The sequence below is a fragment of the Flavobacterium xanthum genome (assembly GCF_900142695.1).
Taxonomy (GTDB): domain Bacteria; phylum Bacteroidota; class Bacteroidia; order Flavobacteriales; family Flavobacteriaceae; genus Flavobacterium; species Flavobacterium xanthum.
Map to the genome: position 1 here is coordinate 61,253 of NZ_FRBU01000007.1, position 25,749 is coordinate 87,001.

Sequence of the window (25,749 nt, forward strand, 5' to 3'; positions counted from 1 at the left end):
ACAAAAGACAGCAATATCCTTAAAATAAACAACCACCACGTCAAAAGACGGGTGGCTGTTTATTGTAAAAAAAATGAATTTTAATTATTGAATTGTCGCTGGATATTGAATTCCATATAAACCTAAGTCAACCCCTTTAAGATTAGAACCGTATTTAGCATTAATCGCTTCTATGAATTTATTCGCAATCAGAGCATAACCTCTAGGACTTGGATGAACTCCGTCCAGAGAAAAAGTACCTCCAGTCACATAAGCAGCAGTCATGTGAAAATTACCAAAGCGAATTCCGCCATTGTTCAACTGATTCAAAACGGAAGCAGCGTCAACAAAAGCCAACCCATTAGATTCTGCAACAGCTTTAATTGTTACATTATAAGCATCTGTAGCTACTTTTATCTCTAAAACCTCTGAAGCTGTTAAAACTCTACTATCTTGTAAAGGATAAGTCACCCCAACTGTATTAAAAGGAGCTGGAATTCCAGCTTGTGGCGTTCCAATAACGGTTCTAGTAGTCAGTAATATAAAATCTTTATTTGCCACATTTGCACCACCATTAGCATGACGTGCCTGCCCATATAAACTACCCATTAAGCCTGCTTGACCAGCAGAAACTCCAGCAGCTACTAATGCACCAGTAATCTGAGCGCTATAATTCACTAAGGTTTCATCTCTTATCAATAGCGGATTTGTAGCCGAAGCAGTTAATGTTTTAATTCTAGTGCCTGCACCCAAAGCTGTAAGAATTTGTTTGACAGGTCCCAACAACTGCGTGTTCAACTGTGTTGCTGTAGCTGCATCTAACGGTACTGGATTAAAAGGAACTGTTGTAAAAAATGGAAGATTATTGATATACGGTAAGTTTGCAACAACCCCTTTTCTGCCTCCAGTAGCAAGAGTCGTCGCTAAAGCATTATAAGCCGCATTAAAAGTACCTGTAGGCGTAATGTCATTCCCTAACACTGGATCTTGTGACGTTGGCACACCCCCATTAGTTGCATATCCCAAAACATCATTTCCACCAATAAATAAGGAGAAAAAAGTTGGGTTTTGATCCGTAGCATCTTTAAGCACACTTGACATTGCCGTTTTAGCAAATCGTCCAAAATATGGATTTGCTTGACCGTAACCTGCTACTCCTAAATGAATTGCTTTTGCACCTGGAACACCCATATTACTGTAATATCCAGAGATACTAGCACCAAAAACAGTCCCTGAAACACCAGAAACATTTACAGGTCCAGCTCCATTAAAATACAAACGCGTTGGGAACTGAGGGATTTGATTCCCACCAATAGAAAAACCTCCTCTATTGTCCTCTGCCATGAATGGATTTGTAAAAGCACCTCCACCAACTAAAGCAAACTGCTCAGCCATGATGTTTGGATACGAATTTTTTTGACCCGCTTTAAAAAGCGCTCCATCACTGTATCCAGCTGCAAATGAATCTCCTAAGGCAACGAATTTCGAAAAATCTGCTGTACCCGCTGTTAACGGCTCTTCGACAACTACTTCATCGTCGTTATTACATGCTGCGAAGGTTAGCGAAATCAACAACAGCCATTTGAAATTTTTTATCATAATATATTTTTTAAAATTATTGCCCTTTTTAGTTTTATGGGTTGATTGTCCATGAAGCAAACCATTGTTGACCTATAGCACCCGCTCCAATTACTTGAATATAATCCTTTCCACCAATATTAGTAGCACCTACTTTAAGTACTGATTTTAATTTAGGAAAACCATAGTTAATTTGAGCATCTAACACTGTGTTTTCTGGAACAATCCCATCAGCAAAAGAAGACTGCCATAAATACTCCGTGTTGTATCTTGCGTTTATATTGAAACCAAAGTTTTCAAACAATCTTGAATTTCCAATTGAAGCTTTTACTCTGTGTTTTGGAGTGTTGAAACCAGCTACAAAACTAGGATCTTCTTCTTGGTTAAAATTAAATTCAGCATAATTGTAATTCACGCCCAATTCAAAATCTTTATATACTTTTTTAGATAAACCTACACCAAAACCTAATGAAGTAATTTTTGCAGTTGTATTAGTATAAACTTGATAAACTCTTCTGTCACCATTTCCTAAAGCGGATAGTGTAGCCAATGTAGCTGGATTGCCAAAGTCAAATACTGTGTTGACATCTCCATAATACGGGCTGATTACTCTTGAAGTATTCATGAAATCATTGTAAATATTATAGTACCCATTCAAATCAATTGATAAATCGTTGTTTACAACAGAACGATACCCCAGTTCGATTGCTTGTACCTCTTCTGGTTTAACTAATCTAGGATTAGCCGTTTTCAATAAAGCTGCTGCTGCAGGAACATTTGTTGGGTTGGCGGCAATGGCAGCACTAAATGCTTGTACCGAAGTTAAAGTATATGAATTATTGTATGCATTTTGACCTGTTAATGTCAAAGTTGCAGGTATTCCCAATGCTTGACTTGCAGCACTAACTCCTCTAACCTCTGTGAAACGATCTAAATTCTCAGGAGCAGAACCAATCAAAGCAAACGGCCCTAAGTCAAGACCAATGTACTGATCTTGTGTTGTAGGATTTCTAAATCCTGTTTGATATGAAGCTCTAAAATTGTGTCTTTTAGCTTCCCCAGCAGAATACACCAAGGATACACGTGGCGAAATGTTTCCGTTAAAATTTTGACTTTTATCGTAACGCGCTGATCCTGTAAATTTCAAGCGGTCGTCCATGAATTTTTTAGTCAATTGCCCGTAAGCACCATATTCATTATATCTTAAAGGACCATCAAAATCAGTAAAGATTGTTCCTTGAGAATTCATTTCATATTGTCTAAAAGAACCACCTAATTGAATCTCAGCAAATTTCACTAAATCTTTAAAATTATAATTCACATCTGAATGATAGATTTTTGACTGATCAATAAATTTAGCTCCCTTTGTTAAATCTGGCTCAGCAATTGCTGCAGCTAAAGCATTCTTAAACTGGATAGAACCCGGCTCAAATCTTGCACTTCCCGCTGGAGTTGGTAAAAAAGGCAACCCTGTTGGTTTAATATTGAAATCAGCATAATTTCTCGCATTTGCAGCTGATTGTTGTGCGTTAGTTCCTAAAACAGCACCCGAAAGTTGGTATGCCGTAGCATAGTTCGTAAACCATTCTGTATCTGATTTTGCAGCTCTGTTAACATTCCAAGCAGCAAAACGCATATCATAAGAATTTCCCGCATCCTCGTCAGTCACATATCCTCTAACAAAGAAATTTTTTCCTTTTATTTCTAATTTAGATTGCTGCATGAAGAAATCGCCTAATGCATATCTATTTGCTCCTTGGTATATTGTACTACCTAAACCTATTTTATGTTGTAAAATAATTTCAGTTTCCCCTTCCCAAGGTTTAAAATGCAAAGAAAAATCAGCCTTTACACTTCTTACTTTGTTGTCATTCAAATCTTGCTCACGGTATCCCGTTCTACTTACTTGACCTACATTAGTTATAAAGGTTGTCACCTCATCACCATACAAGTTCAAACCATCATAATTTTGATTATTAGCGTGCCCTACGGAACCGCCAGTAATACTTCTTTGATCAGCAGCAATCCACTCTGTCGCTCTCAAAAAATTAAAATTTCCTTTAGCAGCAAAATGCTTACTAAACGCTTTGGCAGCTCTTAATCCAAAATCAAAATAATCATTAGTACCCGCAGCCTGTTGCGTGGTCTGACCATATTTTACATACGTACTAATCCCTTGATTTGTGAAAGGATTTTTACTGTTCATAAACAAAATACCATTAAAAGCATTTGCACCGTAGAGCGCTGAAGATGCTCCTGGGAGTAATTCCACATTAGCAACATCGATATCCGATAGTCCAATTAAATTCCCTAATACAAAGTTCAAAGCAGGTGATGAATTATCCATTCCGTCCACCAATTGCATAAAACGCGTATTTGCCACACTAGAAAATCCTCTAGTATTAATCGATTTAAAGGAAATACTACTTGTATTAAAATGCACCTCTTTAAGATTCTCTAAACCATCATAAAATGTAGGTGCAGTAGTGTTTTTAATTTGTTGAATACCCATTCTTTCAATAGTAACTGGTGACTCAATCACTCTTTCAGGAGTTCTTGAAGCTGAAACCACAATTTCGTCTAGCTTATTCTCCTCATCTAAAAGCGTTACAGCAATTTTTTGATTATTTGAAGAAATTGCAATTTTTTGGGATCGATATCCCACACTAGTAACCTCAATTGTAAAAGGTGGCTTTGCTGTAGATTGCAATGTAAATGCACCATCTAAATCGGTAGTTGTACCCGAAGAATCTCCAACAATCTTAATGTTGGCTCCAGGAATAGGTTGGTTGCTACTGTCTGTAACAATACCAGAAATTGAGTTTTGAGCAAAGGTTAGGCTACAAAAAAACAATGACAAAAAAAGTAAATACACTCTCATTGGGTTATAATTTGTTGGTTTATGAAGCCAAAGTACAAATATTTTTGATATTAATAAAAAAGCACCTTAAAAATTTCATATTTATCAGTTAATTTGCCTCATTTGCACTTATTCTATATTTGAATTTAATTATTTAATGTTAAAATTTGCATCAAAAAAACAGAATATCACTATGCGCGCATATAAAAAATACAGATATCACAAAATTTTTATTAATTTTTAGATATTTGATAAAAGTGATAAAACCTTAAAAATTTATCATTTTTTTGTCACTATCGCCAAGTATCAGGGCTTTACCGTGCCTCGAAAAAACAACGCATAAAAAAGCCCCGAAAAGAATATTCGAGGCTTTAGTATAAAAATAGAATACTATAAATTTACTCTACAGTAACTGACTTTGCTAAATTACGGGGCTGATCTACATTACATCCGCGCATAACAGCAATATGATAAGACAAAAGCTGTAAAGGTATTGTGGTAATCAATGGCGATAGCGCATCTGATGTCTCTGGAATTTCTATCACATAATCCGCCAATTCACGCACTTGTGTATCACCCTTAGTTACTACTGCTATGATTTTTCCACTTCTGGATTTAATCTCTTGGATATTACTAACAATTTTATCGTAGTGTCCTTGTTTTGGCGCAATTACAACTACCGGCATGTGCTCATCAATTAATGCTATCGGTCCGTGTTTCATTTCTGCTGCAGGATATCCTTCAGCATGAATATAGGAGATCTCTTTTAATTTCAATGCACCTTCCAGAGCTACAGGAAAATTATATCCTCTACCTAAATACAAACAATTAGGGGCATCTTTAAAGACAGCAGCTATTTCTTTTGCTCTGTCATTTGTTTCTAAAGCCTCTTTTACTTTGTCAGGAATAATTTCTAATTCTTGCAAATAGCTGTGAAAAACAGAATTCGACAATGTTCCTTTGGCTTTAGCCAAACGCAAAGCAATCATAGTCAAAACAGTAATTTGCGTGGTAAAAGCTTTGGTGGAAGCAACACCTATTTCAGGTCCTGCATGCGTGTAAGCACCAGCGTGAGTTTCTCTTGAAATAGAAGAACCTACTACATTACAAACTCCAAAAACAAATGCACCATTTTCTTTAGCCAGTTTTATTGCTGCCATCGTATCCGCCGTTTCTCCTGATTGAGAGATAGCAATGACGATATCTTTACTATTAATAATTGGATTTCTGTATCTAAATTCAGAGGCGTATTCTACCTCAACTGGAATTCTAGCAAACTCCTCAAAAACGTACTCGGCAACTAAACCAGCATGCCAAGAAGTACCACAGGCAACAATAATAATTCTTTCTGCATTTAAGAATTTTTCTAGATTATCTTCAACACCTGCCATTTGGATTAATCCTTCATTTGCATGAAGCCTTCCACGGTAAGTATCTTTAATAACGCTAGGTTGCTCATAAATTTCTTTCAACATAAAATGATCGTACCCTCCTTTTTCAATTTGCTCCAAGTTCATTTGAAGTTCTTGAATCGTAGGATTAACCAAAGAATCATCTTTAATTTTGCGTACTTTCATTTGTTTGTGCAATCGGATATTTGCCATTTCACCATCTTCTAGGTAAATAGCATTAGCCGTATATTCTATGAAAGGTGAAGCATCTGAGGCTATGAAAAACTCTCCTTCTCCAACCCCAATTGCTAATGGACTACCTAAACGGGCCGCAACGATTTCATTTGGATTTTTTTTATCAAAAACAGCAATCGCATAAGCTCCTACTACTTGATTTAAAGCTACCTGAACAGCTTTACCTAATTTTAGGTTATCTTTTTTCTGCACTTCTTCAATAAGGTTTACAAGCACTTCTGTATCTGTATCCGAATGAAAAACATACCCTCTTTTAATTAATTCTGCTTTCAAAGGAGCATAATTCTCGATAATTCCATTGTGAACAATAGCCAAATCACCTGAATTCGAAAGATGAGGATGTGAATTCACATCATTTGGAACACCATGAGTGGCCCAACGTGTATGCCCAATTCCAATGCTTCCATTGATTGTCATTTCCTTTGAGGCTCGCTCTTCAAGATCTGACACCTTTCCTTTGGTTTTACAAACTTTTAAATTTTCACCATCGTACAACATCACACCAGCACTGTCATAACCTCTATATTCCAGCCTTTTTAATCCTTTAATTACAATAGGATAAGCTTCTCTGTATCCAATATATCCAACGATTCCACACATAGTCTTGGTTTAATTAGGTTTTGTATAATAAATTTCAAGTTTCAATCTTTTCTCCACAGGAACGGTAGATTTTCCGCTATATAAAATCGTCCCTAAAGGATTCATCACTGAAGCTTTTGGGGCCTGAGAAATAAAAGAATTTGGCGTTTTTACTTTATAAGATGCTATTATACCAATATCTTCAGTAACAACAAGTCCTAGACTAACATTAGTTGAATCTTTATTATTTATTAGATTTCGTATCTGATTTGTAATTCTAATTTTATACGTAACTCCTCTTTTACTGGTTGCATCCTTTTTAATCATACCGTCAAAAAAAGCTTTGGATTTCTTTGGATTAGTACTATTAGAAGTAGGATCTAAGGAGTAATCTACTAATGGTCGGCTATTTTTAAAATCGTAAAGATAAATTCTTTGCGGCTCATTACTGGACGACATTTCATCGGCATCGATATGGAAAACTAAATTTGCTTCGTTTACCAAAAGCTTTTTACCATCGGCTGGATTTCTTAAATCATCTAATTCATCGGAAACTCCATTAGGGCCTGTAAGAACTCCGTTAGCATCGTACCCTTTTAGATCTTTAGGATCAAAAAGCTGCAGCACCGCTACGGAACCTTCGCCCCCTCTTAGAAACAATTTATCATCACCGTCTGTTCTATTTCCTGTACTTGGCAAAGCAGCATAAGCAGCACCAGAGGTGGTAAAATCATTGTTCAACAAACTAACCGTATTTCCAGTTAAGTTAAGCTCAATAGTCTTTTTTACTCTCGTCGTTGTAGTAATACCGGCAGCAGTAGTAGACACTAAATCTTCATTGTACTTAATCGTAATTTTTCCCGCTCTAAAATTTAACATTGCTAAATTTCCAGCACTGCTTCCTGATTTTTCCATTTTAAAGTAAAGTCCTCTAAAATAATTTTTGAAAACATCATTTGAAGCCAATTTACCACTATTAACTGCATCAATAATTCTGGTTTTAAAGTAGTCTCTGCTCAAATTCAACTTCATACCTGGTGGCGTGTAAGCCGTAGATTTTACATTAGTAATTGAATCTGTCGTTACAACTACATGTTCCTCAGGATTAAAGAAAAACTCTTCATTTTGAGACTTATCTGAACTGTCATTTAAAAGTGTAGCTTTTTTTAAATTGTTAAACTCAGTATTTTGATCTGTAAAATATTTTTGCTGTTGCTGAAAACCGGAATCAGGATCTGAATCTCTCATGAAATAACCTGATTCATAGATACTCAATTTCATTTTAGCCTTTTCCACGCCGTAAATCGAATCAAGAACATATGCACGGCTGCCATCGGCATTTACTTTCGTTTGCGATGGATCCGTATAATAAGGAAGTGTTAACACAACACTTTCAACATAAGGATTTGAACTGACAACAGTGGTAAAAACTGGAAGAGTTAATTGGGTATTAAAATTCGCAGTGGTTTCCCCAAAGTTTGAATTACTATAAATTCCCAATGGATTTACTTCAAGATTATTAGATTGAATTGGTCCTGTTTTTTGATTGTAACCTAAAACACCGTAGGAGGCTTTATTAAGATCAAAATTGTTTCCACCAATCAAATCACCACCAACTTCGTTGTAATCTTTATCACATGAATATAAAAACACAACAGTTGCCACTATCAGGATTTTCTTAAAAAAAGAATTATTGTACATATTTATTAAAAAAGTTTAATTTAAAGAACCTCGTTTAAGTAAAAGTTAGTATACGCTTCTGCGAATGCATCTTTCGGAGCGAAAGGTAAAAAAGGTTTTCCTGAAGATTCTATAAATTTTGTTAAACTTGAAGAGAGGTTTTCTGAGGCAATAATCACGGCATCAGAATGCTTTATAGTAGCCTTTATAATATTTTCATAATCTGGTATGGCCAAGTCCGAAATCGCATCAGCGGGAACTCCATCAAACTTCACTTTATTGATCATTTCCACATTCAAAGTTCCTTCAAAGGACTGACTGTAAACAGAAGTAACAATCTTTGTTTCAGAAAATAAGGCTTCATTTTTATAAAAATGCTTCATGTAAATAGGCAACATCGCGGCCATCCATCCATGAACATGTATAATATCAGGTACCCAATTGAGTTTTTTAACGGTTTCAACAACTCCTTTAGCAAAGAAAATAGCACGTTCGTCATTGTCAGGATACATCACTCCTTCTTCATCTGTAAACGTCGCTTTTCTTTTAAAATATTCATCGTTATCGATAAAGTATACTTGAATTCTTTCTTTTGGAATAGAAGCTACTTTTATAATCAATGGCATATCCAAGTCATTCACTACCAAATTCATCCCCGAAAGTCTAATTACTTCGTGCAATTGGTGTCTTCTCTCGTTAATATTTCCATACCTTGGCATAAAAATTCTTATCTGTCCACCTTGATCATTAATCATTTTTGGCACGTCATAAGACATTAAAGAGACCTCGTTTTCAGCAAGATAGGGCACCACTTCAGATGATACATATAATATCCTCTTATCTTTCATATTGTAATTTACTTTATTTATTGGCAATAAAAACCATGCAAAATTACAAAAATTTATGCAGTTATTAACTAAAATAGTAAGTTTGCATTTAATTTTAATAAAACTGCCATGCCTATTTTCTACGGAAAAGCATCTTTAATGGACTATTTGAAATCAATAAAAACAATCCATTCTACCCTTGGATTTGTTCCAACAATGGGCGCTTTACATCAAGGTCATTTGGCTTTAATGCAAAAATCATTGGCGGAAAACACAAATACTGTAGTGAGTATTTTTGTGAATCCTACCCAATTCAACAATCCTGAAGACCTGGCAAAATACCCAAGGACATTAGAAGAAGATGTGAAAAAACTTACGAATTTGGATCCGAATATTATTTTATACGCCCCTACAGTTGAAGATATTTATGACGGACAACCCGTTTCTCAATCGTTTGATTTTGATGGCCTCGAATATCCAATGGAAGGCAAATTCAGACCCGGACATTTTAATGGTGTAGGTACTGTGGTCAAACGCCTTTTTGAAATAGTGGAACCTACCCATGCTTACTTTGGAGAAAAAGACTTCCAACAATTGCAAATTGTAAAAAAAATGGTAGCTAAAAATAATTTAAAAGTAGTTATCGTTGGTTGTCCCATTTACAGAGAAAGTAACAATCTAGCCATGAGTTCTAGAAACGAACACTTATCTGCTCAGGAAAGAGACGAAGCGGCAGTTATATATCAAATATTGACATCTGTCAAAGCTAAATTTCCGACAAATAGCGCAGCAAAAATCTCAGAATGGGTTCAAAAATTCCTTAAAAAAAATCCTCAATTTACGCTGGAATACTTCACCATTGCCGATGAAGCAACCCTTATATCGTGTAATCGAAAAAATAAAAATAAAAAATACCGCGCTTTCATAGCCGTATTAGTCAACAATATCCGTTTGATTGATACCATTTCATTAAATTAATTTACTTTTGTAGCATGCAAATTCAAGTTTTAAAATCAAAGATTCACCGAGTTAAAGTGACAGGTGCCGATCTAAATTACATCGGGTCTATCACCATTGACGAATCATTATTAGAGGCCTCAAATATCATTGAAGGCGAAAAAGTTTCCATTGTAAACATCAACAACGGAGAACGTTTTGAAACCTACGCCATTAAAGGCGAAAAAAATTCAGGAACCATTACCCTCAACGGTCCTGCAGCAAGAAAAGTTCAAAAAGACGATATCATCATCATCATATCCTACGCAACCCTAGATTTTGAAGAAGCTAAAACCTTTAAACCATGGGTGATTTTTCCAAATGAAAACGACAACTCGTTGACTTAATTGCTATACGAATTCAATCAACACTATCTTTTAGCCACTGATTCTCTGATTTTGCATTTTAAAATCAGAGAATTAGTGGCTATTTTTTAAACGCTAGTTCCTACCTTATAATCAAAGCGCAATAGTAACATTTACCGTTACTCTTTTTCAATTAAAAGTAATAATGTTTATCTTGCTTGCTCTTATTTAGAGCATTCTATAGATTCTAAAACAAAACAAATCATGAAAAAACTAATACTCTTATTACTCTTTTCCATTTCTGTATTTTCACAAAAAACTGTGATTGCTTTCGATTCTCAAGTGCTTGGTGAAAGCAGGGAAATCACCATCGGTCTCCCACCTTCTTTTGATAAAAACCCAATTAAAAAATACCCTATTCTTATTTTACTGGATGGCGATTATCTGTTTGATCCTTTCTACGGCGCCTTAAATTATGGAGCCTATTGGGATGATTTACCTGAAATTATCATTGTTGGCATCAGCCAAAACAAAAATAACGAACGATTTGACGACTGCAATTATGACGAAGCTGATGGTGTCCCTTCCAGAAAAGGCGCTAAATTTTTCGAATTCATTCGAGCGGAGTTGTTGCCATACATAGAAAAAAAGTACCCTGTAGCTCCTTTTCGAATGATTGCTGGCCATGACACGACTGCGGGATTTTTGAATTTTTTTCTGTACAAAGACAATCCTATTTTTAATGCCTATATTTCATTGAGTCCAGAACTAGCACCTGATATGGAAAACCGTATTCCAGAGTCACTTTCAAAACTTAAACAACCTATTTTTTATTATCAATCCAATGGTGATGGCGATGTAAAGAAACTGCAAACCTCTATCAAAAAATTAGACACAAATATAAAACTGGTTACCAATCCGTTACTAAATTACAAGTTTGACAATTTCAAAGGTGCATCTCATTATTCACTGGTTTTGTATTCGATTCCAAATGCTTTATACCAATTTTTCGATACGTACAAACCCATTTCTTCTACTGAATATTCGGAGAAAATTGCCGTCCTTCAATCTGGTTATGTAGATTACTTAACTAACAAATATGATGTAATATCTAAAAATTTAGGCTTAAGAATACCCATTCGCGTCAATGATTTCAAAGCAATTGAAGCGGCCATTTTAAAAAATAAAGCATACGCTGAATTAGAAAAATTAGCCGAAATAGCCAACAAAAACTACCCAAAATCAATGCTTGCTGATTATGAATTGGGATTGATGTATGAAAAAATGGGCGATCCAAAAAAAGCGGCGAAACGCTATCAAAGTGCTTCTCAATTAGAGGAAATCGGTAACCTTACCAAAGATAGTATGATGGAAAAATACGATGATATGATCAGTCAAACACCAAAAAAATAATGACAAAAGTAAAAACTACTTTTTTTTGCCAAAACTGCGGAGCACAATACGCCAAATGGCAAGGACAATGCAATTCTTGTAAAGAATGGAATACCATCGCAGAGGAAATTATCCAAAAACAAGAAAAAACAGCGTGGAAAAGTGAGACTTCCACTAGCAGCAAAGCACCAAAACCTTTACGAATAAATGAAATTGATTCCGCTCAGGAAATCCGAATGGATACTACTGACGCTGAACTGAATCGTGTGCTAGGTGGCGGAATAGTTCCCGGTTCATTGATCCTTTTGGGTGGCGAACCAGGCATTGGAAAAAGTACCCTTTTGCTCCAAATTTCTTTAAAGCTACCTTATAAAACGTTATACGTTTCCGGTGAAGAAAGTCAGAAACAAATAAAGATGCGTGCCGAAAGAATTACGCCCAGCGGAGATAATTGCTATATTCTGACGGAAACCAAAACACAAAACATCTTCAAACAAATTGAAGCCATACAACCGGAAATCGTGATTATCGATTCCATTCAAACCTTACATACGGATTATATTGAATCTACTCCCGGTAGTATTTCTCAAATCCGGGAAACCACAGCTGAACTGATCAAGTTTGCCAAAGAAACCAATATTCCCGTAATTTTGATTGGTCACATCACCAAAGACGGAAACATTGCTGGACCAAAAATCTTAGAACACATGGTTGACACCGTCTTACAGTTTGAAGGCGATAGAAATCACGTGTATCGCATTTTACGTTCGTTAAAAAATCGTTTTGGATCTACTGCCGAAATTGGTATCTATGAAATGTTAGGCAATGGTTTGAGAGAAGTTTCAAATCCATCGGAAATATTGATTTCACATAAAAATGAGGAACTATCAGGAACAGCAATTGCTTCCACATTAGAAGGCATGCGTCCGTTGATGATTGAAATACAAGCCTTGGTAAGCACCGCCGTTTATGGAACACCGCAACGCAGCACCACAGGTTATAATGCCAAAAGGCTCAATATGATTTTGGCCGTTTTAGAAAAAAGAGCTGGTTTTAGGCTTGGCGCCAAAGACGTTTTCCTGAATATAACCGGCGGGATTTCAGTAGATGATCCTGCCATAGATTTGGCTGTTGTGGCCGCTATTTTATCCTCTAATGAAGATATTGCCGTAAATAAAGACTTTTGCTTTGCCGGCGAGGTAGGACTTTCAGGTGAAATCCGTCCCGTAAATCGCGTAGACCAGCGCATACAGGAAGCAGAAAAACTAGGTTTTTCAACCATTTTTGTATCCAAATACAATAAAATCGCTTTGAAAAACACTGGGATCAAAATCCGATTGGTTGCCAAAATTGAAGATGTAGTAAGTGAACTGTTTGGATAATTCTTAAAACCACATAAATTTAAAGAGCCTCATTCCAGTTTTTTATTGCCCTACTTTACGATTTAAAATAAATACTCTAAATTAAGAAAAGGGTATATTATTTTTTGTAACTTTATGTCTAACAACACATTAAGATACAAAATGAAGCATTTACTCCTTGCTATTAATTCTTATTCCAAACATCTCGGCAAAGTGCTAATTCTAGCAAGAAGTAGAGTCACGGCCCACTTCTTGCTAAAATAAAAATAAAGTAGACTCAATTCTGCTCAAATCACTGTATCTGATTTTGCTGGCATAAAACAACACAAAAACGAGCAATTTTAATTTAAAATATCAAAACCATGAAAAGACAAACTGGTATTTGGATTGATTCCTCAAAAGCGATAATTGTCGCTCTTGATGGTGATACAGAAAAAATTACTGAAATAGATTCTGAGGTTGAAAATAGCGTCTATCATAATAAAGAAGGCGATAAAGGGACGTTCTCTGGAGCTCATCATGGCAATAGTGACAAAAAATTTGAGGAAAGAAAAAAACAAGAGTTGGACTATTTTATAAAATCAGTCCTTTCGTATGTTAAAAAATCAGATGAGCTTATTGTCTTTGGTCCAGCACAAACCAAAATTAAACTGGAACATAAATTATTAACAGAACATTTATTAGAACCCGGAAAACTAAAAGCAGTCGAAACGGCCGATAAAATGACGTTAAACCAAATTGTAGAAAAAGTGAGACGCTATTACAATCCTTCCCAATTTAAGACACCAAAGCCCTAACACACTGAAACTATCGTTACCGCAAAATAATTTAGAAACTACAACGCTTTCTCCGTTGTAGTTTTTTTATTTTACACTTTCAATTTCAAATCAAAGTACTAAAGAATACCATAAAAATGTTTCCTTTAGTATTATATTCCTTTTCTTTATACCCAAGATGCATGTCGCTGTATTTTATACTTAAATCAACTGTTTATGAAAACTGGAAAACAAAAACTACTTATCGCAGCAAAAGTACTTTTTGTATTGTTTGTCGCTATACTTATTGCTTTTTATATATTTAGAGATGCCGTATTACAGCAAACAATAGCCAAAGTTTCCCATGAAATGCAAGTCGAATACAATAGCTCTTTTACTATAAAAAAAGCTTCCTTCGATGGACTATCAAGACTGAATCTTTCGGAGATTATATTAGTTCCTAAAAATGCAGACACGCTGTTTAAAATACAAAAACTAAAAACTAGTGTCAATTTATGGCATCTCCTAACTGGTGATGTTCAACTGGGAACTTTAGAAGTCCAGAACGGTTTTGTACAGTTAGTAAAAAAAGGAAAAGTGAGAAATTTTGATGCTTTTCTAAAAAAAGATAATCAAACAGAAATACGCGATGAGAAAAAAGATTACGCGCAGTTTACCTATAGAATCATCTCAAAAGCACTGAATTTAGTCCCAACGGATATGATTCTGGACAATCTTTCTTTTAGACTCGATGATAACGGGAAAAAAGCAACCATCAATTTTCAAAAACTGCGCTTGGTCAACAAACAGCTCGAAACTTCGATACAAGTTCAAACCAATACGATATCACAACGTTGGAAAATCAAGGGATTTGCAGATCCAAGAAATAAAAAAGCCGATATCCGTTTCGTCAATATCGATACTGGCGCCATCCAAATGCCGTATTTAGACGAGCGTTTCAACCTAAAATCAAGCTTTGACTCTATTCGATTGAATATTCAAAACATAGATAGAGATGGTGATCAACTACATATTGATGGGTTTATGGCTATTGCCAATTTAAAACTCAACCACCCAAAAATTGCGAGCAAAGATGTATTATTAAAAAACGCCAAATTCGATTACCGATTCTTACTCGGTTCTAATTTTATCTCGATTGATAGCAGCTCAACGGTTCAGTTGAATAAGATAAAATTTCATCCTTATGCCGCTTACGAAACAGAAAAAGATACCATTTACAAACTCAAGGTAAACCTACCAAAAATGAAAGCGCAGGATTTTATTACCTCGCTTCCTGACGGCTTATTTACCCATTTTCAGGGAATGGAGGCCACTGGAACTTTTGATTATAAATTGGATTTTGCGTTCAACCAAAACAAACCCAATCAACTGGTTTTTGATAGTAAATTGAAGAAAGAAAACCTAAGAATTACAAAATACGGCGAAGCCAATCTCAACAAACTTAATGGCGAATTTATGTATCGCGCTTTAATCAACAAGGTGTTTCAACGAGGTGTTTTGGTAGGAAATGCGAATCCAAATTACACGCCTTTGGACCAAATTTCGCCCTATTTACAAAAATCGGTTTTGACAACCGAAGATCCTTCTTTCTTTAGTCATAGAGGATTTATCACCGAAGCATTTAAACAATCCATAGTCAAAAACATAAGAACCAAAAAGTTTTCCCGCGGAGCTAGTACCATCAGCATGCAATTAGTAAAAAATGCATTCCTGAGTCGGGAGAAAACGGTTTCTCGAAAGCTAGAAGAAATTTTATTGGTTTACATTTTGGAAAACAACCGAATTGTGAGCAAGGAACGCATGCTCGAAGTGTATTTTAATATTATCGAATGGGGACCAAATGTGTATGGAATTGGCGAAGCAAGTCAGTTTTATTTCCAAAAAACACCTGCAGAATTATCGCTGAACGAATGCTTGTATCTCGCCAGAATTATCCCGAGTCCTAAAAAATTCATGTATCAGATTAACAATCAAGGGATGTTGAAAGATTTTGCCGTAAAACAAGAATCGTTCTTAACCAATATTATGTTTCGAAGAGGACTTTTGACTCCGGATGACACTATTTACAAGTCGTTACCCATACTAATTTCAGGACCTGCAAAATCTTTTATCAAATTCAAAGTACAGGATTCCACACAAATAAAAGTAGATTCTTTAGCTAATGATGATGAGTTTGATCTTTAATGCTGCAGCTTTAACCACAAAGTTCACGAAGAAATCGCCAAGTTCACAAGGTTTAAATTTGCTTTTATATTGTCATTCCGACAAAGTAGAAATCCCATTATGTGAGATTCCTCCTTTGTCGGAATGACAAAAAATAGTTTTTTAATTTACGGTGCCGGATCAGGAATAACAGCCTGAACTTCATCAATTGCTTTTAGAATTTCCTCGGAAAGTGTTACTTGAATCGTATCTATGTTTTCCTTTAATTGTTCCAATGAGGTTGCGCCAATGATGGTACTGGTTACAAAAGGTTGTTGGGCTATAAATGCCAAGGACAATTCTGTCAGAGTCAGTCCGTTTTTTTTAGCGATTTCTTGATACAATCGGGTAGCCTCTGTACATTGCGCACTGTTGTATCTCGAATATTGTGGAAATAAATTAAGCCTAGCATTTGGATGCACTTCGCCCGATAAAAACTTACCCGATAAAACGCCAAAAGCCATTGGTGAATAAGCTAATAACCCAACATTTTCTCTCAAGCAAATTTCAGCAGAACCATTTTCAAAAAGTCTATTCAATAATGAATATGGATTTTGAATCGTTTTTACTCTTGGCAAATCATTGTATTTGCTTTCCTCTAGAAAACGCATAATTCCCCAAGGATTTTCATTTGAAAGTCCGATATGTTTAATTTTTCCTTCTTTGACAAAACCGTCTAATGTTTCGAGAACATTGTGAATATTATCTTCCCAAGCATCCTCCTGAACTTTAAAACCACGTTGCCCAAAATAATTGGTTTTGCGTTCTGGCCAGTGCAATTGGTACACATCAAGATAATCTGTTTGTAAGCGTTGTAAACTTTGGTCTAATGCAAACTTGATGCTAGCTGGTGAAAAATCTAACTTGTCTCTCATGTAACCAAAATTCGGATTGGGTCCAGCAATTTTGGATGCCAAAACCACTTCCTCTCTTTTACCTGATTTTTTGAACCAAGTTCCAAGAATTTTCTCCGTACTTCCATACGTTTCTTGGCGCCCTGGAATCGAATACATCTCAGCAGTGTCAAAGAAATTGACTCCATTTTCTAAGGCATAATCCATTTGGGCATGACCCTCCGCTTCTGTGTTTTGTTGCCCAAAAGTCATGGTTCCAAGGCAAATTTTGCTGACTTTTATATCCGTATTTGGTAAAGTTGTGTATTTCATTTTTAAGGAAATTGTATTTTATTTTCGAAAACAAAGATAAAATTAGTTTGTTGTTTAGATTTACAGTTAACAGAAAATTGAGAAACGTTTACAAAATATATCCGCGAATTCGCGAATTAAAAAGCTCCATTCCAAAGATAAAATTAGCGAATTAGCGGTAAAAGAGAAAGGTCCAAAGCAACTACTTTGAACCTTTCCCTCTTTACAATTTTGATCTTTAATTGATTTCCTTTAGCATTTCGGCGATTTCGTCTAATCTAGGTGTTAGAATTATTTCGATTCTACGATTTTTAGCTTTTCCGTCCGCTGTTGAATTGCTTGCTAATGGTGAAAATTCTCCTCTTCCAGCAGCCGTTAGACTCTGTTTATTGATTTTCTTGTTCTCACTCAAAATAGCAACTATTGCTGTGGCTCTTTTTGTGGATAAATCCCAGTTGTCAGCAATAGGTCCTGATGCCGTAAAAGCATCATCATCTGTATGACCTTCAATTAATACGGATATATCAGGATTATCACCCAAAACCTTACCAACTTCTATTACTGCTTTTTTCCCTTCGGAACCAACTGCCCAACTTCCTGAATTGAAAAGTAGTTTGTTCTCCATAGAAACATATACTTTCCCATTTTTTTGCTCGACTGTCAACCCCTTTCCTTCAAAACTATTCAAGGCATTTGACAAGGTCTCTTTTAATTTTTTCATACTGGCTTCTTTGGCAGCAATCAAATCTTCTAATTCCTGCAAACGCTGTGCACTTTTGCTCAATCGCTCTTGTTCCATTGCTAATGCTTTTCCTTTTTCGTCCAATTGCTCTAGCAAATCACGATTTTTTTTCATGTTGCTTTGCAAAGCATCACCACTATTTTTTTCTAAAGCGGCATACGAATCCTGCAAGACTTTGAATTTATTTTGAGCCGCAGCGTAATCTGCTTTCAACTTATCTAGTTCTGATTTAGACTTGCTTAAATCCGTTTTTAAACCATCACGGTCTAATTCTAATTGGTTTTTAGCTTTTAACAAATCAGCATTTTCATCTGCTAAACTTCTGTTTTCTTTTTTGGAATCGGTGTATTTACTTTCTAAGTCATTGTATATTTTCTTGGACACACAGGAAGTTGAAAGTGCCAATACTACTAATCCGATGGAAACTTTTTTAATCATTTTGTTTGTATTTATGTTGTTTCTAATGTTGTTTTGAAAACAAAAACTCAAATTTTATCCGGATCCCCTAGCCCCGATTGAAACGGAAATCCTTGTTGTTTTTGCTGCCAAAAACAACAAGATTGCAGAGTAAAGCGGGAAATAGCTCCTAAAAATGTTACTCTATTTCCACTAAAATTGGGCAATGATCCGAATGCACTGCATCTGATAAAATAACGGCTCTTTTTAATTTATGTTTTAAAGAATCACTAACTAAGTTATAATCAATGCGCCAGCCTTTGTTGTTTCCTCTGGCTCCAGCGCGGTAACTCCACCATGTATATTGGTGTGGCTCACTATTAAAATGTCGAAAACTATCTACAAATCCAGATTTCATAAAGCCGTCAAGCCAATTTCTTTCTTGCGGCAAAAAACCGGAAACATTTTTGTTGCGGACAGGATCATGAATATCGATTGCCTCATGACAAATATTGTAATCCCCGCAAATAATTAGGTTTGGAATTTCTTTTTTGAGTTCGTCAATGTAGTTTTGAAAATCATCCATGAACGTGAATTTATGGTCCAATCGATCGATGTTAGTTCCCGATGGCAAGTACAAACTCATCACAGAAAACCCATCAAAATCAGCACGAAGGTTCCTACCTTCGAAATCCATGTGCTGAATTCCGGTTCCGTGAACCACATTATTGGGTTTGATTTTGGAAAGAATAGCCACGCCGCTATAGCCTTTTTTGGTTGCTGAATAGTAATATTGGTAGGGATATCCAGCTTTTGTGATATCGTCTACTGGAATTTGGTCTTCGGTTGCTTTAATTTCCTGAAGACAAATAATATCTGGATTTGCTTGTTGCAACCAGTCTATAAATCCTTTTGAAATAGCGGCTCTGATTCCGTTTACGTTGTATGAAATAATTTTCATTGAATACTTTTTTGAAATTCTTCCGAAAAAATTATTTTTACCTGCCGTTGTCAGGAACCCACTTTTTTATTTTATCGGAAAAATTATATTGTTTGTATGTGGGTTTCAAATGTAACAAAAAAGTAGAAGTTTGATGGAGAAAAATAGAGAAAATGGAGTTTTTTGCTATCTTTGTTTCTTGCTCTAAAAAAAGATAAAATACATGGGTTTAGTAACCGCGAAGGAAGTTGCAAAAGCAATAAATGCAGACAAGTATGGAGTTCTGGGGACTTTTTCCGGCTGGATCTTGATGAAGGTGCTAAAAATCTCCACTTTAAACAAAGTATACGACAGAAATAAGCATTTAACGGAAGTTGATTTCCTGAATGGTATACTAGATGATTTACAAATAAAATTCGAAATTCCAGAAGAAGATTTAAAACGTTTGCCAAAGGAAGGTGCTTATATCACGATTTCAAATCATCCATTGGGAGGAATTGATGGGGTTTTGTTACTGAAATTGATGTTGGAAAGAGAACCAAATTTCAAAATTATAGCTAATTTTCTTTTGCATCGCATTGCCCCGCTCAAGAAATACATCATGCCTGTAAATCCTTTTGAAAATCACAAAGATACAAAATCAAGTGTAGTAGGATTAAAAGAAACGTTTCGCCATTTGAGTGATGGAAAGCCGCTAGGCATGTTTCCAGCCGGAGAAGTTTCTACTTATAAAGATGGAAAACTGATGGTAGATAAACCTTGGGAAGAAGGCGCTATAAAAGTCATTAGAAAAGCCCAAGTTCCTGTTGTCCCTATTTATTTTCATGCAAAAAACAGCCGATTATTTTATTTACTTTCTAAAATAAGCGGAACATTTAGAACGGCAAAACTGCCTTCGGAAGTGTTTAGTCAAAAACACCGTGTGATCAAAGTGCGCATTGGCAAACCTATTTCCGTAAGTGAACAAAATGAGCATACAACGATAGAGGAATATTCTGAATTTTTAAGAAAGAAAACCTACATGTTAGCGAATCCTTTCGAGAAAGAAATCCCTTTTTTGCCTACACCTACCTTAAAAATTCCTAAAAGTCCAAAGACTATTGTTACTGGGGCTAGTCAAGATAAAATGACTAAAGAAGTAGATGTATTACGAAGTACCGATTGTCGACTTTTACAAAGTAAAAATTACGAAGTGTTTCTTGCTGAAGCACATGCAATTCCAAATATCCTCCATGAAATAGGTCGTTTACGAGAAATTACTTTTCGCGAAGTGGGCGAAGGAACAAATGAATCCATTGATTTAGACAAGCACGATCAATATTACCATCATCTTTTTTTATGGGACAATGAAGCCAATAAAATTGCTGGTGCATATCGAATGGGATTGGGTTCAGAAATTTATCCTAAATATGGAATAAATGGATTCTACCTCAACGATTTGTTCCGATTTGAACCCGAATTACATGATATGATGCACAAATCCATAGAAATGGGAAGAGCTTTTATCATCAAAGAGTACCAACAGAAACCAATGCCGCTTTTCTTGCTTTGGAAAGGAATTATGCACACGACTTTACGATATCCAGAACACAAATTTTTATTGGGAGGCGTAAGTATCAGTAATCAATTTTCAGATTTTTCTAAATCGCTGATGATTGAATTCATGAAGTCCAATTATTACGATCCTTATATTGCACAATACATTCACCCAAAGAAAGCCTATAAAGTAAAATTGAAAGATGCCGATAAAGATTTCATTTTTGATGAAGCAGAATCCGATTTAAATAAGTTTGATAAAATTATTGATGAACTCGAACCAGGAAGTTTGCGTTTGCCGGTTTTGATTAAAAAATACATCAAACAAAATGCAAAAGTGGTTGCTTTTAATGTTGATCCACTGTTTAACAATGCCGTTGATGGATTAATGTACATCCGAATTGCTGATATTCCCGAAAGCACCATGAAACCTGTGATGGAGGAATTTCAAGCGGAATTAGAACGAAAATTAGCTGATAAAGAAGATTGATTTTCTTCAAAACTTTTTGAAAATCAACACGATTACAACGCTCACAAAGCCACTACTTTCAAAATCAAAACCCTATAAATGGCAGGATTTTTTTGAAAGTAGTGGCCTTCTTATTTATTAAAGTATAGCTATTAAAAATCGCTTATTTCAGCCTTTAAAACCACGCTTTTTTATTTAGTTGATATGTAATATAAAATTCCTCATCTGATTTTGTCAAGTAAATTATTCCTTCGATAACACCTAATATATAAGTAACCGTACCACAAGTAAAAAGACTAATCACTAACCAGATAATTCCTTCTGTTGTGTCCTAAAAGGAATTTATGAATGCCAAAAGGCCCCAAAAGTATGGCTAAAATCCCCGCTGGAAGTTTTTTATTGTCTTTACGAATTGGTGTTGGGTTATTCCAAGCTTCAAACTTTGCGTTTTCCATAAAAGTTGGTTTTAGGTTATTTTTTGGTAGTTATAATAGAAATTTATTGAAATGTAGCGTCAATAGGCTCCCAGAGTTCGATTTTATTTCCCTCGACATCCAAAATCCAGCCAAATTTTCCATACTCATAAGTCTGTACATCACCTATAATTGTTACACCTTCATCCGATAATTTTTGCAACAAGCGTTCTAAATTCTCCACTCTGAAATTTTGCATGAACTGTTTTTCGCTTGGTTCAAAATATTTTGTACCTGCGGCAAAAGGCGACCATTGCGTAGTACAATCCTCCCCTACGGCGTCTTTCCAATGAAAAGTAGCACCATAATCATCTGTTTTTAAACCTAAATGTTTGGCGTACCAGGCAATCAACTGCATCGGATCTTCTGCTTTAAAAAAGAAACCGCCTATTCCTGTAACTCGTTTTTCCGGTTCAACAGCTTTGGCTTGACCAAAATATTTCGTTTTTATTTTATCAACTATGACTTGCGCTAATCGTTCGTGGCTCTCGAATGTCCAACCGGCAATATGTGGTGTCAGAATGACATTCTTGGCTTTCAATAAATATTGAAAAGCTTCCGGTGTATTTTTATCAGTAAACAGGGTTTCGAAAGATAATTTCTCATATTCCAAAACATCCAAACCTGCACCGAGAATTTTATCGGATTTCATAGCCGAAACTAAATCAGCAGTGACAATATTCTTTCCACGAGACGTATTGACAATCCAAAAGGATTTTGAAAATCCATTAATAAAATCGCTGTCAACCATTTTATCGGATTTAGGAGTCCACGGAATGTGTAAACTCACTACATCTACTTTTTGCTTAAATTTTGCTAATGAAACCTGTTTTGCATTGACGTCACCTACATTATCCTGAATATCATAACACAATACTTCCACATCAAACCCACGAAGTTTTTTAGCAAAAGATTTTCCCATATTTCCATAGCCAATAATCCCCACGGTTTTTCCGTCCAATTCATGACCACGATTGCTTTCTCGATTCCAGTGCCCGGAACGTATCTCGCTATCGGCTTCATTCAATTTATTAAAAAGGGATAAAATCATTCCCAAGGTATGTTCGGCAACAGCATTTCGATTTCCTTCTGGCGCAGCGATAAGCGTAATGTTTTTTGAGGCTGCATAGTCACAATCAATACTTTCTAATCCAGCTCCTACTCGCGCTACAAATTGTAAATTAATGGCTTTGTCTAAAAAGGTTTTATCTATTTTGAAACGGCTCCGAATAACAATTCCTTGATACTCCTGAATTTTAGTTTCAATTTCTTCTTTTGAAGAGTTAAAATCGCTATGATTTATAAATCCAGAATCCTGCAATTGATTCCAAAGTAAGGGATGATTGCTGTCTATGTGAAGGATTTTGATGTCCATAAGTGTTCTTTTTTTGATCCCTCAAATTAACAAAAAAAATACGATTTATTGCTTTAACAAAGGAAAATAGAGTGCAATTTTGTAAATTTGCAACTTCAATTTTTTTTACAAATCGAATCATTGTAAAAAAAGAAAACTCAGTAATGAAATTAACGAAAACATTTAAAGCTTTTTTCAAAAGCGAAAAATCTGGTGGTCTTCTGCTACTCTCTGTCACAATAGTCTCTCTTTTATTAGCTAACTCATCCATTCAAACTGAATATATTGCATTTTGGGCAGCCAAACTAGGCAGCCATTCTGTAACGGAATGGATAAATGATGGTTTAATGACAATCTTCTTTCTTTTGATTGGTTTGGAATTAGAGCGAGAGATGTATCAAGGGGAATTATCTAGTATAAAAAATGCAGCTTTACCTCTTTTTGGAGCCTTTGGGGGAATGATTATTCCGGCAGGTATCTTTTTACTATTGAATTTTGGTACAATCACACAAAATGGTGCTGGAATCCCAATGGCAACTGATATCGCATTTGCTATTGGTATTTTATCGTTATTAGGGAATCGCGTTCCTACCTCACTCAAAGTATTTCTGACTGCACTTGCTGTAATAGATGATTTAGGTGCCATCATGGTCATTGCCATATTTTATACAGAGTCCATTGCCTACATAAATTTGTTTATTGCTTTGTCCATCATGGGCGGGCTGTTTATTCTCAATAGAAGAAAGGTTCACAATCTCATACCTTATCTGATTGGTGGTGCCGCAATGTGGTATTTTATGTTAAATTCTGGAGTACATGCCACGATCACCGGCGTTTTACTAGCTTTTGTGATCCCATTTGGTAATGGAGGCAAGAAAACCTCCTCCTATAAATTACAGCATTTTTTGCATAATCCCGTTGCCTTTTTTATTCTTCCTTTATTTGCCATCGCTAATACAGGCATCGCTATTGGAAGCGAATGGCACGAAGGATTGAATCATCCCAACACAATTGGAATCATTCTAGGTCTCGTGGTAGGAAAACCATTAGGGATATGGCTATTTTCATTTATTGCTGTGAGTTTAGGGATTTGTACACTTCCAAGAGATTTAAAATGGAGCGACATCTTAGGTGCGGGAATGTTGGGTGGTATCGGTTTCACGATGTCTATTTTTATTACGCTACTGGCTTTTAAAAATGATGGACAAGAAGTCATTACCTACTCCAAGATAGCGATTCTAATTGCCTCTTTTATTGCTGGAACAATTGGTTTTATATGGCTAAAGTTTGTACTAAGGCCCGCAAGAAAAAAAGTAACTAAATAACCTCGGTTATATTTATAAAAATGCCTCGTTTACAAAACTGTAAACGAGGCATTTTTTTAGTGACAATTGACCTTAGCTTGATTGGGTTATTCCAAAACTATTTTCAAAATTACTTTTCCTGATAAATAAGAAACCTACGCAAGGAATCACCATTAGAGGAGTGAACTTCTGAAGTATAGCAAACTGAATAACGATACTTGCCAACACTAATCCTATCATGATTCCTCTTCCAAGATGGTATGTACAACTTGGGTTTATGGTAACTATCTTAGTTTGACCAGCTCTCAAGACCACTTCTTCTTTTTGACAGGATACTTCGTTGCCAATTTCAATAAAGTGCTTTCCGCTCTCAACAAGAAATTCTCGGCGGTTGTTTTTGAAGTTCATTTCGCAAGCTGTTTCATTAGCCACGCGAACTGAATACATATTTGCCTTATTATAAATTCCACTACTTTTAGACATTCTAACTATAATTGTACCTTGATTCATAAGTAAATGGATTAACTGATTAGTATGATGATAAATATTTCATTATTAATTTTTTTTACAATTTCAAAATACTTTTTCTAAAAAGCATATCCAATTGATAGCTGTAAATGAATTATATATTGGTTTCTATTATAGTCCTCATCTACATTTGTCGCATTGTCATTAAAAGAATTCTCCTTTACATATACTACACGATATCCGACTCCTACAGCGGTTTCATACGTAAAATGAGCACCTATTTGACGTTTTAATCCCCAAGTAGGAACAATTGCTAAATCAGCTGTTTTAGTTATAGCATCGTCTAAATTAAGCACAAACCAATCCGGATGATAACTGGTTCTAACCGAAACATAATTACCGCTGTTATTATTAATTTTTTTACCGTTGGAGTTCCTTTTTTCCAAATTCTAATAATATCTTGGTTCTAAGGATACTATGGGTTGCAAAATAAAACCTGCACCTTCATAATGAGTTCCTACTGTATAATCATTTTCAAGACCAATTTCACTTCGCAAAGCAATGCTATTAGTCAACTTCATTTCAATATTCAACCAAATCCCCACACGTGTTCCAAAACCGGCTTGGATTCCAAAAATGGATTTTTCAACACTTACTTCTTGAGCATTTACATTTAGATTAAATACTAAGATCAGAATTACTGCTACTTTTTTCATGTCAAATTCTCTTGTTTTTTAATAT

Annotated in this window: 19 protein-coding genes and 2 pseudogenes; 8 read left to right on the forward strand and 13 right to left on the reverse strand. The window is 35.5% G+C overall.

The window, feature by feature from the left end; translation table 11 throughout:
• Window positions 1-84: 84 nt before the first annotated feature.
• The 5 genes from BUC11_RS04500 to BUC11_RS04520 form a co-directional block, all read right to left on the reverse strand.
• Window positions 85-1,578: an SGNH/GDSL hydrolase family protein gene (locus tag BUC11_RS04500; RefSeq protein WP_073352329.1), complete on the reverse strand. Its 1,494-nt coding sequence runs from the start codon at window positions 1,576-1,578 to the stop codon at window positions 85-87.
• A 34-nt stretch (window positions 1,579-1,612) separates the two neighbouring features.
• A complete protein-coding gene (locus BUC11_RS04505; RefSeq protein WP_073352331.1) occupies window positions 1,613-4,438 on the reverse strand; it encodes a TonB-dependent receptor in 2,826 nt (941 codons plus the stop codon).
• Window positions 4,439-4,815: 377 nt separating this feature from the next.
• A complete protein-coding gene (gene glmS, locus BUC11_RS04510; protein ID WP_073352332.1) occupies window positions 4,816-6,663 on the reverse strand; it encodes a glutamine--fructose-6-phosphate transaminase (isomerizing) in 1,848 nt (615 codons plus the stop codon).
• A gap of 9 nt (window positions 6,664-6,672) precedes the next feature.
• Window positions 6,673-8,343, reverse strand: a complete 1,671-nt coding sequence (locus BUC11_RS04515) for a BamH family beta-barrel-assembly machinery protein (RefSeq protein WP_073352335.1) — start codon at window positions 8,341-8,343, stop codon at window positions 6,673-6,675.
• A gap of 20 nt (window positions 8,344-8,363) precedes the next feature.
• Complete coding sequence (locus BUC11_RS04520; protein ID WP_073352337.1) at window positions 8,364-9,170, reverse strand: glycogen/starch synthase; 807 nt, start codon at window positions 9,168-9,170, stop codon at window positions 8,364-8,366.
• A gap of 108 nt (window positions 9,171-9,278) precedes the next feature.
• Between BUC11_RS04520 and panC the strand changes: the two genes are divergently transcribed.
• The 6 genes from panC to BUC11_RS04550 all read left to right on the forward strand — a co-directional run bounded on the left by panC (window position 9,279) and on the right by BUC11_RS04550 (window position 16,163).
• Window positions 9,279-10,127: a pantoate--beta-alanine ligase gene (gene panC / locus BUC11_RS04525; RefSeq protein ID WP_073352338.1), complete on the forward strand. Its 849-nt coding sequence runs from the start codon at window positions 9,279-9,281 to the stop codon at window positions 10,125-10,127.
• A gap of 14 nt (window positions 10,128-10,141) precedes the next feature.
• On the forward strand, window positions 10,142-10,492 hold the full coding sequence (gene panD, locus BUC11_RS04530) for an aspartate 1-decarboxylase (protein ID WP_073352340.1): 351 nt from the start codon (window positions 10,142-10,144) through the stop codon (window positions 10,490-10,492).
• A gap of 222 nt (window positions 10,493-10,714) precedes the next feature.
• A complete protein-coding gene (locus BUC11_RS04535; protein WP_073352342.1) occupies window positions 10,715-11,863 on the forward strand; it encodes an alpha/beta hydrolase-fold protein in 1,149 nt (382 codons plus the stop codon).
• Entirely contained in the window at window positions 11,863-13,224 is a 1,362-nt protein-coding gene (radA, locus tag BUC11_RS04540) for a DNA repair protein RadA (RefSeq protein ID WP_073352345.1), read from the forward strand. The genes BUC11_RS04535 and radA overlap by 1 nt, the downstream gene beginning before the upstream one ends.
• Window positions 13,225-13,565: 341 nt before the next feature.
• Entirely contained in the window at window positions 13,566-14,000 is a 435-nt protein-coding gene (locus BUC11_RS04545) for a hypothetical protein (protein ID WP_073352347.1), read from the forward strand.
• A gap of 195 nt (window positions 14,001-14,195) precedes the next feature.
• Window positions 14,196-16,163, forward strand: coding sequence for a transglycosylase domain-containing protein (locus BUC11_RS04550; RefSeq protein ID WP_073352349.1), 1,968 nt, complete (start codon window positions 14,196-14,198; stop codon window positions 16,161-16,163).
• Window positions 16,164-16,309: 146 nt separating this feature from the next.
• Here BUC11_RS04550 and BUC11_RS04555 read toward each other — a convergent pair whose 3' ends face one another.
• The 3 genes from BUC11_RS04555 to BUC11_RS04565 form a co-directional block, all read right to left on the reverse strand.
• On the reverse strand, window positions 16,310-17,347 hold the full coding sequence (locus BUC11_RS04555; protein WP_073352351.1) for an aldo/keto reductase: 1,038 nt from the start codon (window positions 17,345-17,347) through the stop codon (window positions 16,310-16,312).
• A gap of 217 nt (window positions 17,348-17,564) precedes the next feature.
• A complete protein-coding gene (locus tag BUC11_RS04560; RefSeq protein WP_073352353.1) occupies window positions 17,565-18,506 on the reverse strand; it encodes an OmpA/MotB family protein in 942 nt (313 codons plus the stop codon).
• Between the two features lie 157 nt (window positions 18,507-18,663).
• Window positions 18,664-19,425, reverse strand: a complete 762-nt coding sequence (locus BUC11_RS04565) for an exodeoxyribonuclease III (RefSeq protein ID WP_073352355.1) — start codon at window positions 19,423-19,425, stop codon at window positions 18,664-18,666.
• A 202-nt stretch (window positions 19,426-19,627) separates the two neighbouring features.
• Here BUC11_RS04565 and BUC11_RS04570 point away from each other — a divergent pair, with 202 nt between their 5' ends.
• Window positions 19,628-21,430, forward strand: a complete 1,803-nt coding sequence (locus BUC11_RS04570; RefSeq protein WP_073352359.1) for a GNAT family N-acyltransferase — start codon at window positions 19,628-19,630, stop codon at window positions 21,428-21,430.
• A gap of 154 nt (window positions 21,431-21,584) precedes the next feature.
• On the opposite strand, the pseudogene BUC11_RS04575 reads toward BUC11_RS04570, so the two are convergent.
• Both BUC11_RS04575 and BUC11_RS04580 read right to left on the reverse strand, forming a co-directional pair.
• Window positions 21,585-21,864: pseudogene (locus BUC11_RS04575) on the reverse strand (TM2 domain-containing protein).
• A gap of 454 nt (window positions 21,865-22,318) precedes the next feature.
• Window positions 22,319-23,257, reverse strand: a pseudogene (locus BUC11_RS04580) (2-hydroxyacid dehydrogenase); the annotation flags it as partial.
• Window positions 23,258-23,400: 143 nt separating this feature from the next.
• Here BUC11_RS04580 and nhaA point away from each other — a divergent pair.
• Window positions 23,401-24,561 (forward strand): Na+/H+ antiporter NhaA, encoded by a 1,161-nt coding sequence (gene nhaA / locus BUC11_RS04585; protein ID WP_073352432.1) that lies wholly within the window; start codon window positions 23,401-23,403, stop codon window positions 24,559-24,561.
• A 72-nt stretch (window positions 24,562-24,633) separates the two neighbouring features.
• On the opposite strand, the gene BUC11_RS04590 is transcribed toward nhaA, so the two are convergent.
• The 3 genes from BUC11_RS04590 to BUC11_RS16605 all read right to left on the reverse strand — a co-directional run bounded on the left by BUC11_RS04590 (window position 24,634) and on the right by BUC11_RS16605 (window position 25,724).
• Complete coding sequence (locus BUC11_RS04590; RefSeq protein WP_073352360.1) at window positions 24,634-25,050, reverse strand: hypothetical protein; 417 nt, start codon at window positions 25,048-25,050, stop codon at window positions 24,634-24,636.
• Between the two features lie 77 nt (window positions 25,051-25,127).
• Complete coding sequence (locus BUC11_RS16600) at window positions 25,128-25,454, reverse strand: hypothetical protein (RefSeq protein ID WP_084129514.1); 327 nt, start codon at window positions 25,452-25,454, stop codon at window positions 25,128-25,130.
• Between the two features lie 3 nt (window positions 25,455-25,457).
• Window positions 25,458-25,724 (reverse strand): hypothetical protein, encoded by a 267-nt coding sequence (locus BUC11_RS16605; RefSeq protein WP_084129515.1) that lies wholly within the window; start codon window positions 25,722-25,724, stop codon window positions 25,458-25,460.
• Between the last annotated feature and the right edge of the window lie 25 nt (window positions 25,725-25,749).

Bases quoted from the DNA above. Each gene is read 5' to 3' on its own strand.
- BUC11_RS04500 (WP_073352329.1), bottom strand. From the start codon at position 1,578: ATGATAAAAAATTTCAAATGGCTGTTGTTGATTTCGCTAACCTTCGCA.
- BUC11_RS04505 (WP_073352331.1), bottom strand. From the start codon at position 4,438: ATGAGAGTGTATTTACTTTTTTTGTCATTGTTTTTTTGTAGCCTAACC.
- glmS (WP_073352332.1), bottom strand. From the start codon at position 6,663: ATGTGTGGAATCGTTGGATATATTGGATACAGAGAAGCTTATCCTATT.
- BUC11_RS04515 (WP_073352335.1), bottom strand. From the start codon at position 8,343: ATGTACAATAATTCTTTTTTTAAGAAAATCCTGATAGTGGCAACTGTT.
- BUC11_RS04520 (WP_073352337.1), bottom strand. From the start codon at position 9,170: ATGAAAGATAAGAGGATATTATATGTATCATCTGAAGTGGTGCCCTAT.
- panC (WP_073352338.1), top strand. From the start codon at position 9,279: ATGCCTATTTTCTACGGAAAAGCATCTTTAATGGACTATTTGAAATCA.
- panD (WP_073352340.1), top strand. From the start codon at position 10,142: ATGCAAATTCAAGTTTTAAAATCAAAGATTCACCGAGTTAAAGTGACA.
- BUC11_RS04535 (WP_073352342.1), top strand. From the start codon at position 10,715: ATGAAAAAACTAATACTCTTATTACTCTTTTCCATTTCTGTATTTTCA.
- radA (WP_073352345.1), top strand. From the start codon at position 11,863: ATGACAAAAGTAAAAACTACTTTTTTTTGCCAAAACTGCGGAGCACAA.
- BUC11_RS04545 (WP_073352347.1), top strand. From the start codon at position 13,566: ATGAAAAGACAAACTGGTATTTGGATTGATTCCTCAAAAGCGATAATT.
- BUC11_RS04550 (WP_073352349.1), top strand. From the start codon at position 14,196: ATGAAAACTGGAAAACAAAAACTACTTATCGCAGCAAAAGTACTTTTT.
- BUC11_RS04555 (WP_073352351.1), bottom strand. From the start codon at position 17,347: ATGAAATACACAACTTTACCAAATACGGATATAAAAGTCAGCAAAATT.
- BUC11_RS04560 (WP_073352353.1), bottom strand. From the start codon at position 18,506: ATGATTAAAAAAGTTTCCATCGGATTAGTAGTATTGGCACTTTCAACT.
- BUC11_RS04565 (WP_073352355.1), bottom strand. From the start codon at position 19,425: ATGAAAATTATTTCATACAACGTAAACGGAATCAGAGCCGCTATTTCA.
- BUC11_RS04570 (WP_073352359.1), top strand. From the start codon at position 19,628: ATGGGTTTAGTAACCGCGAAGGAAGTTGCAAAAGCAATAAATGCAGAC.
- nhaA (WP_073352432.1), top strand. From the start codon at position 23,401: ATGAAATTAACGAAAACATTTAAAGCTTTTTTCAAAAGCGAAAAATCT.
- BUC11_RS04590 (WP_073352360.1), bottom strand. From the start codon at position 25,050: ATGAATCAAGGTACAATTATAGTTAGAATGTCTAAAAGTAGTGGAATT.
- BUC11_RS16605 (WP_084129515.1), bottom strand. From the start codon at position 25,724: ATGAAAAAAGTAGCAGTAATTCTGATCTTAGTATTTAATCTAAATGTA.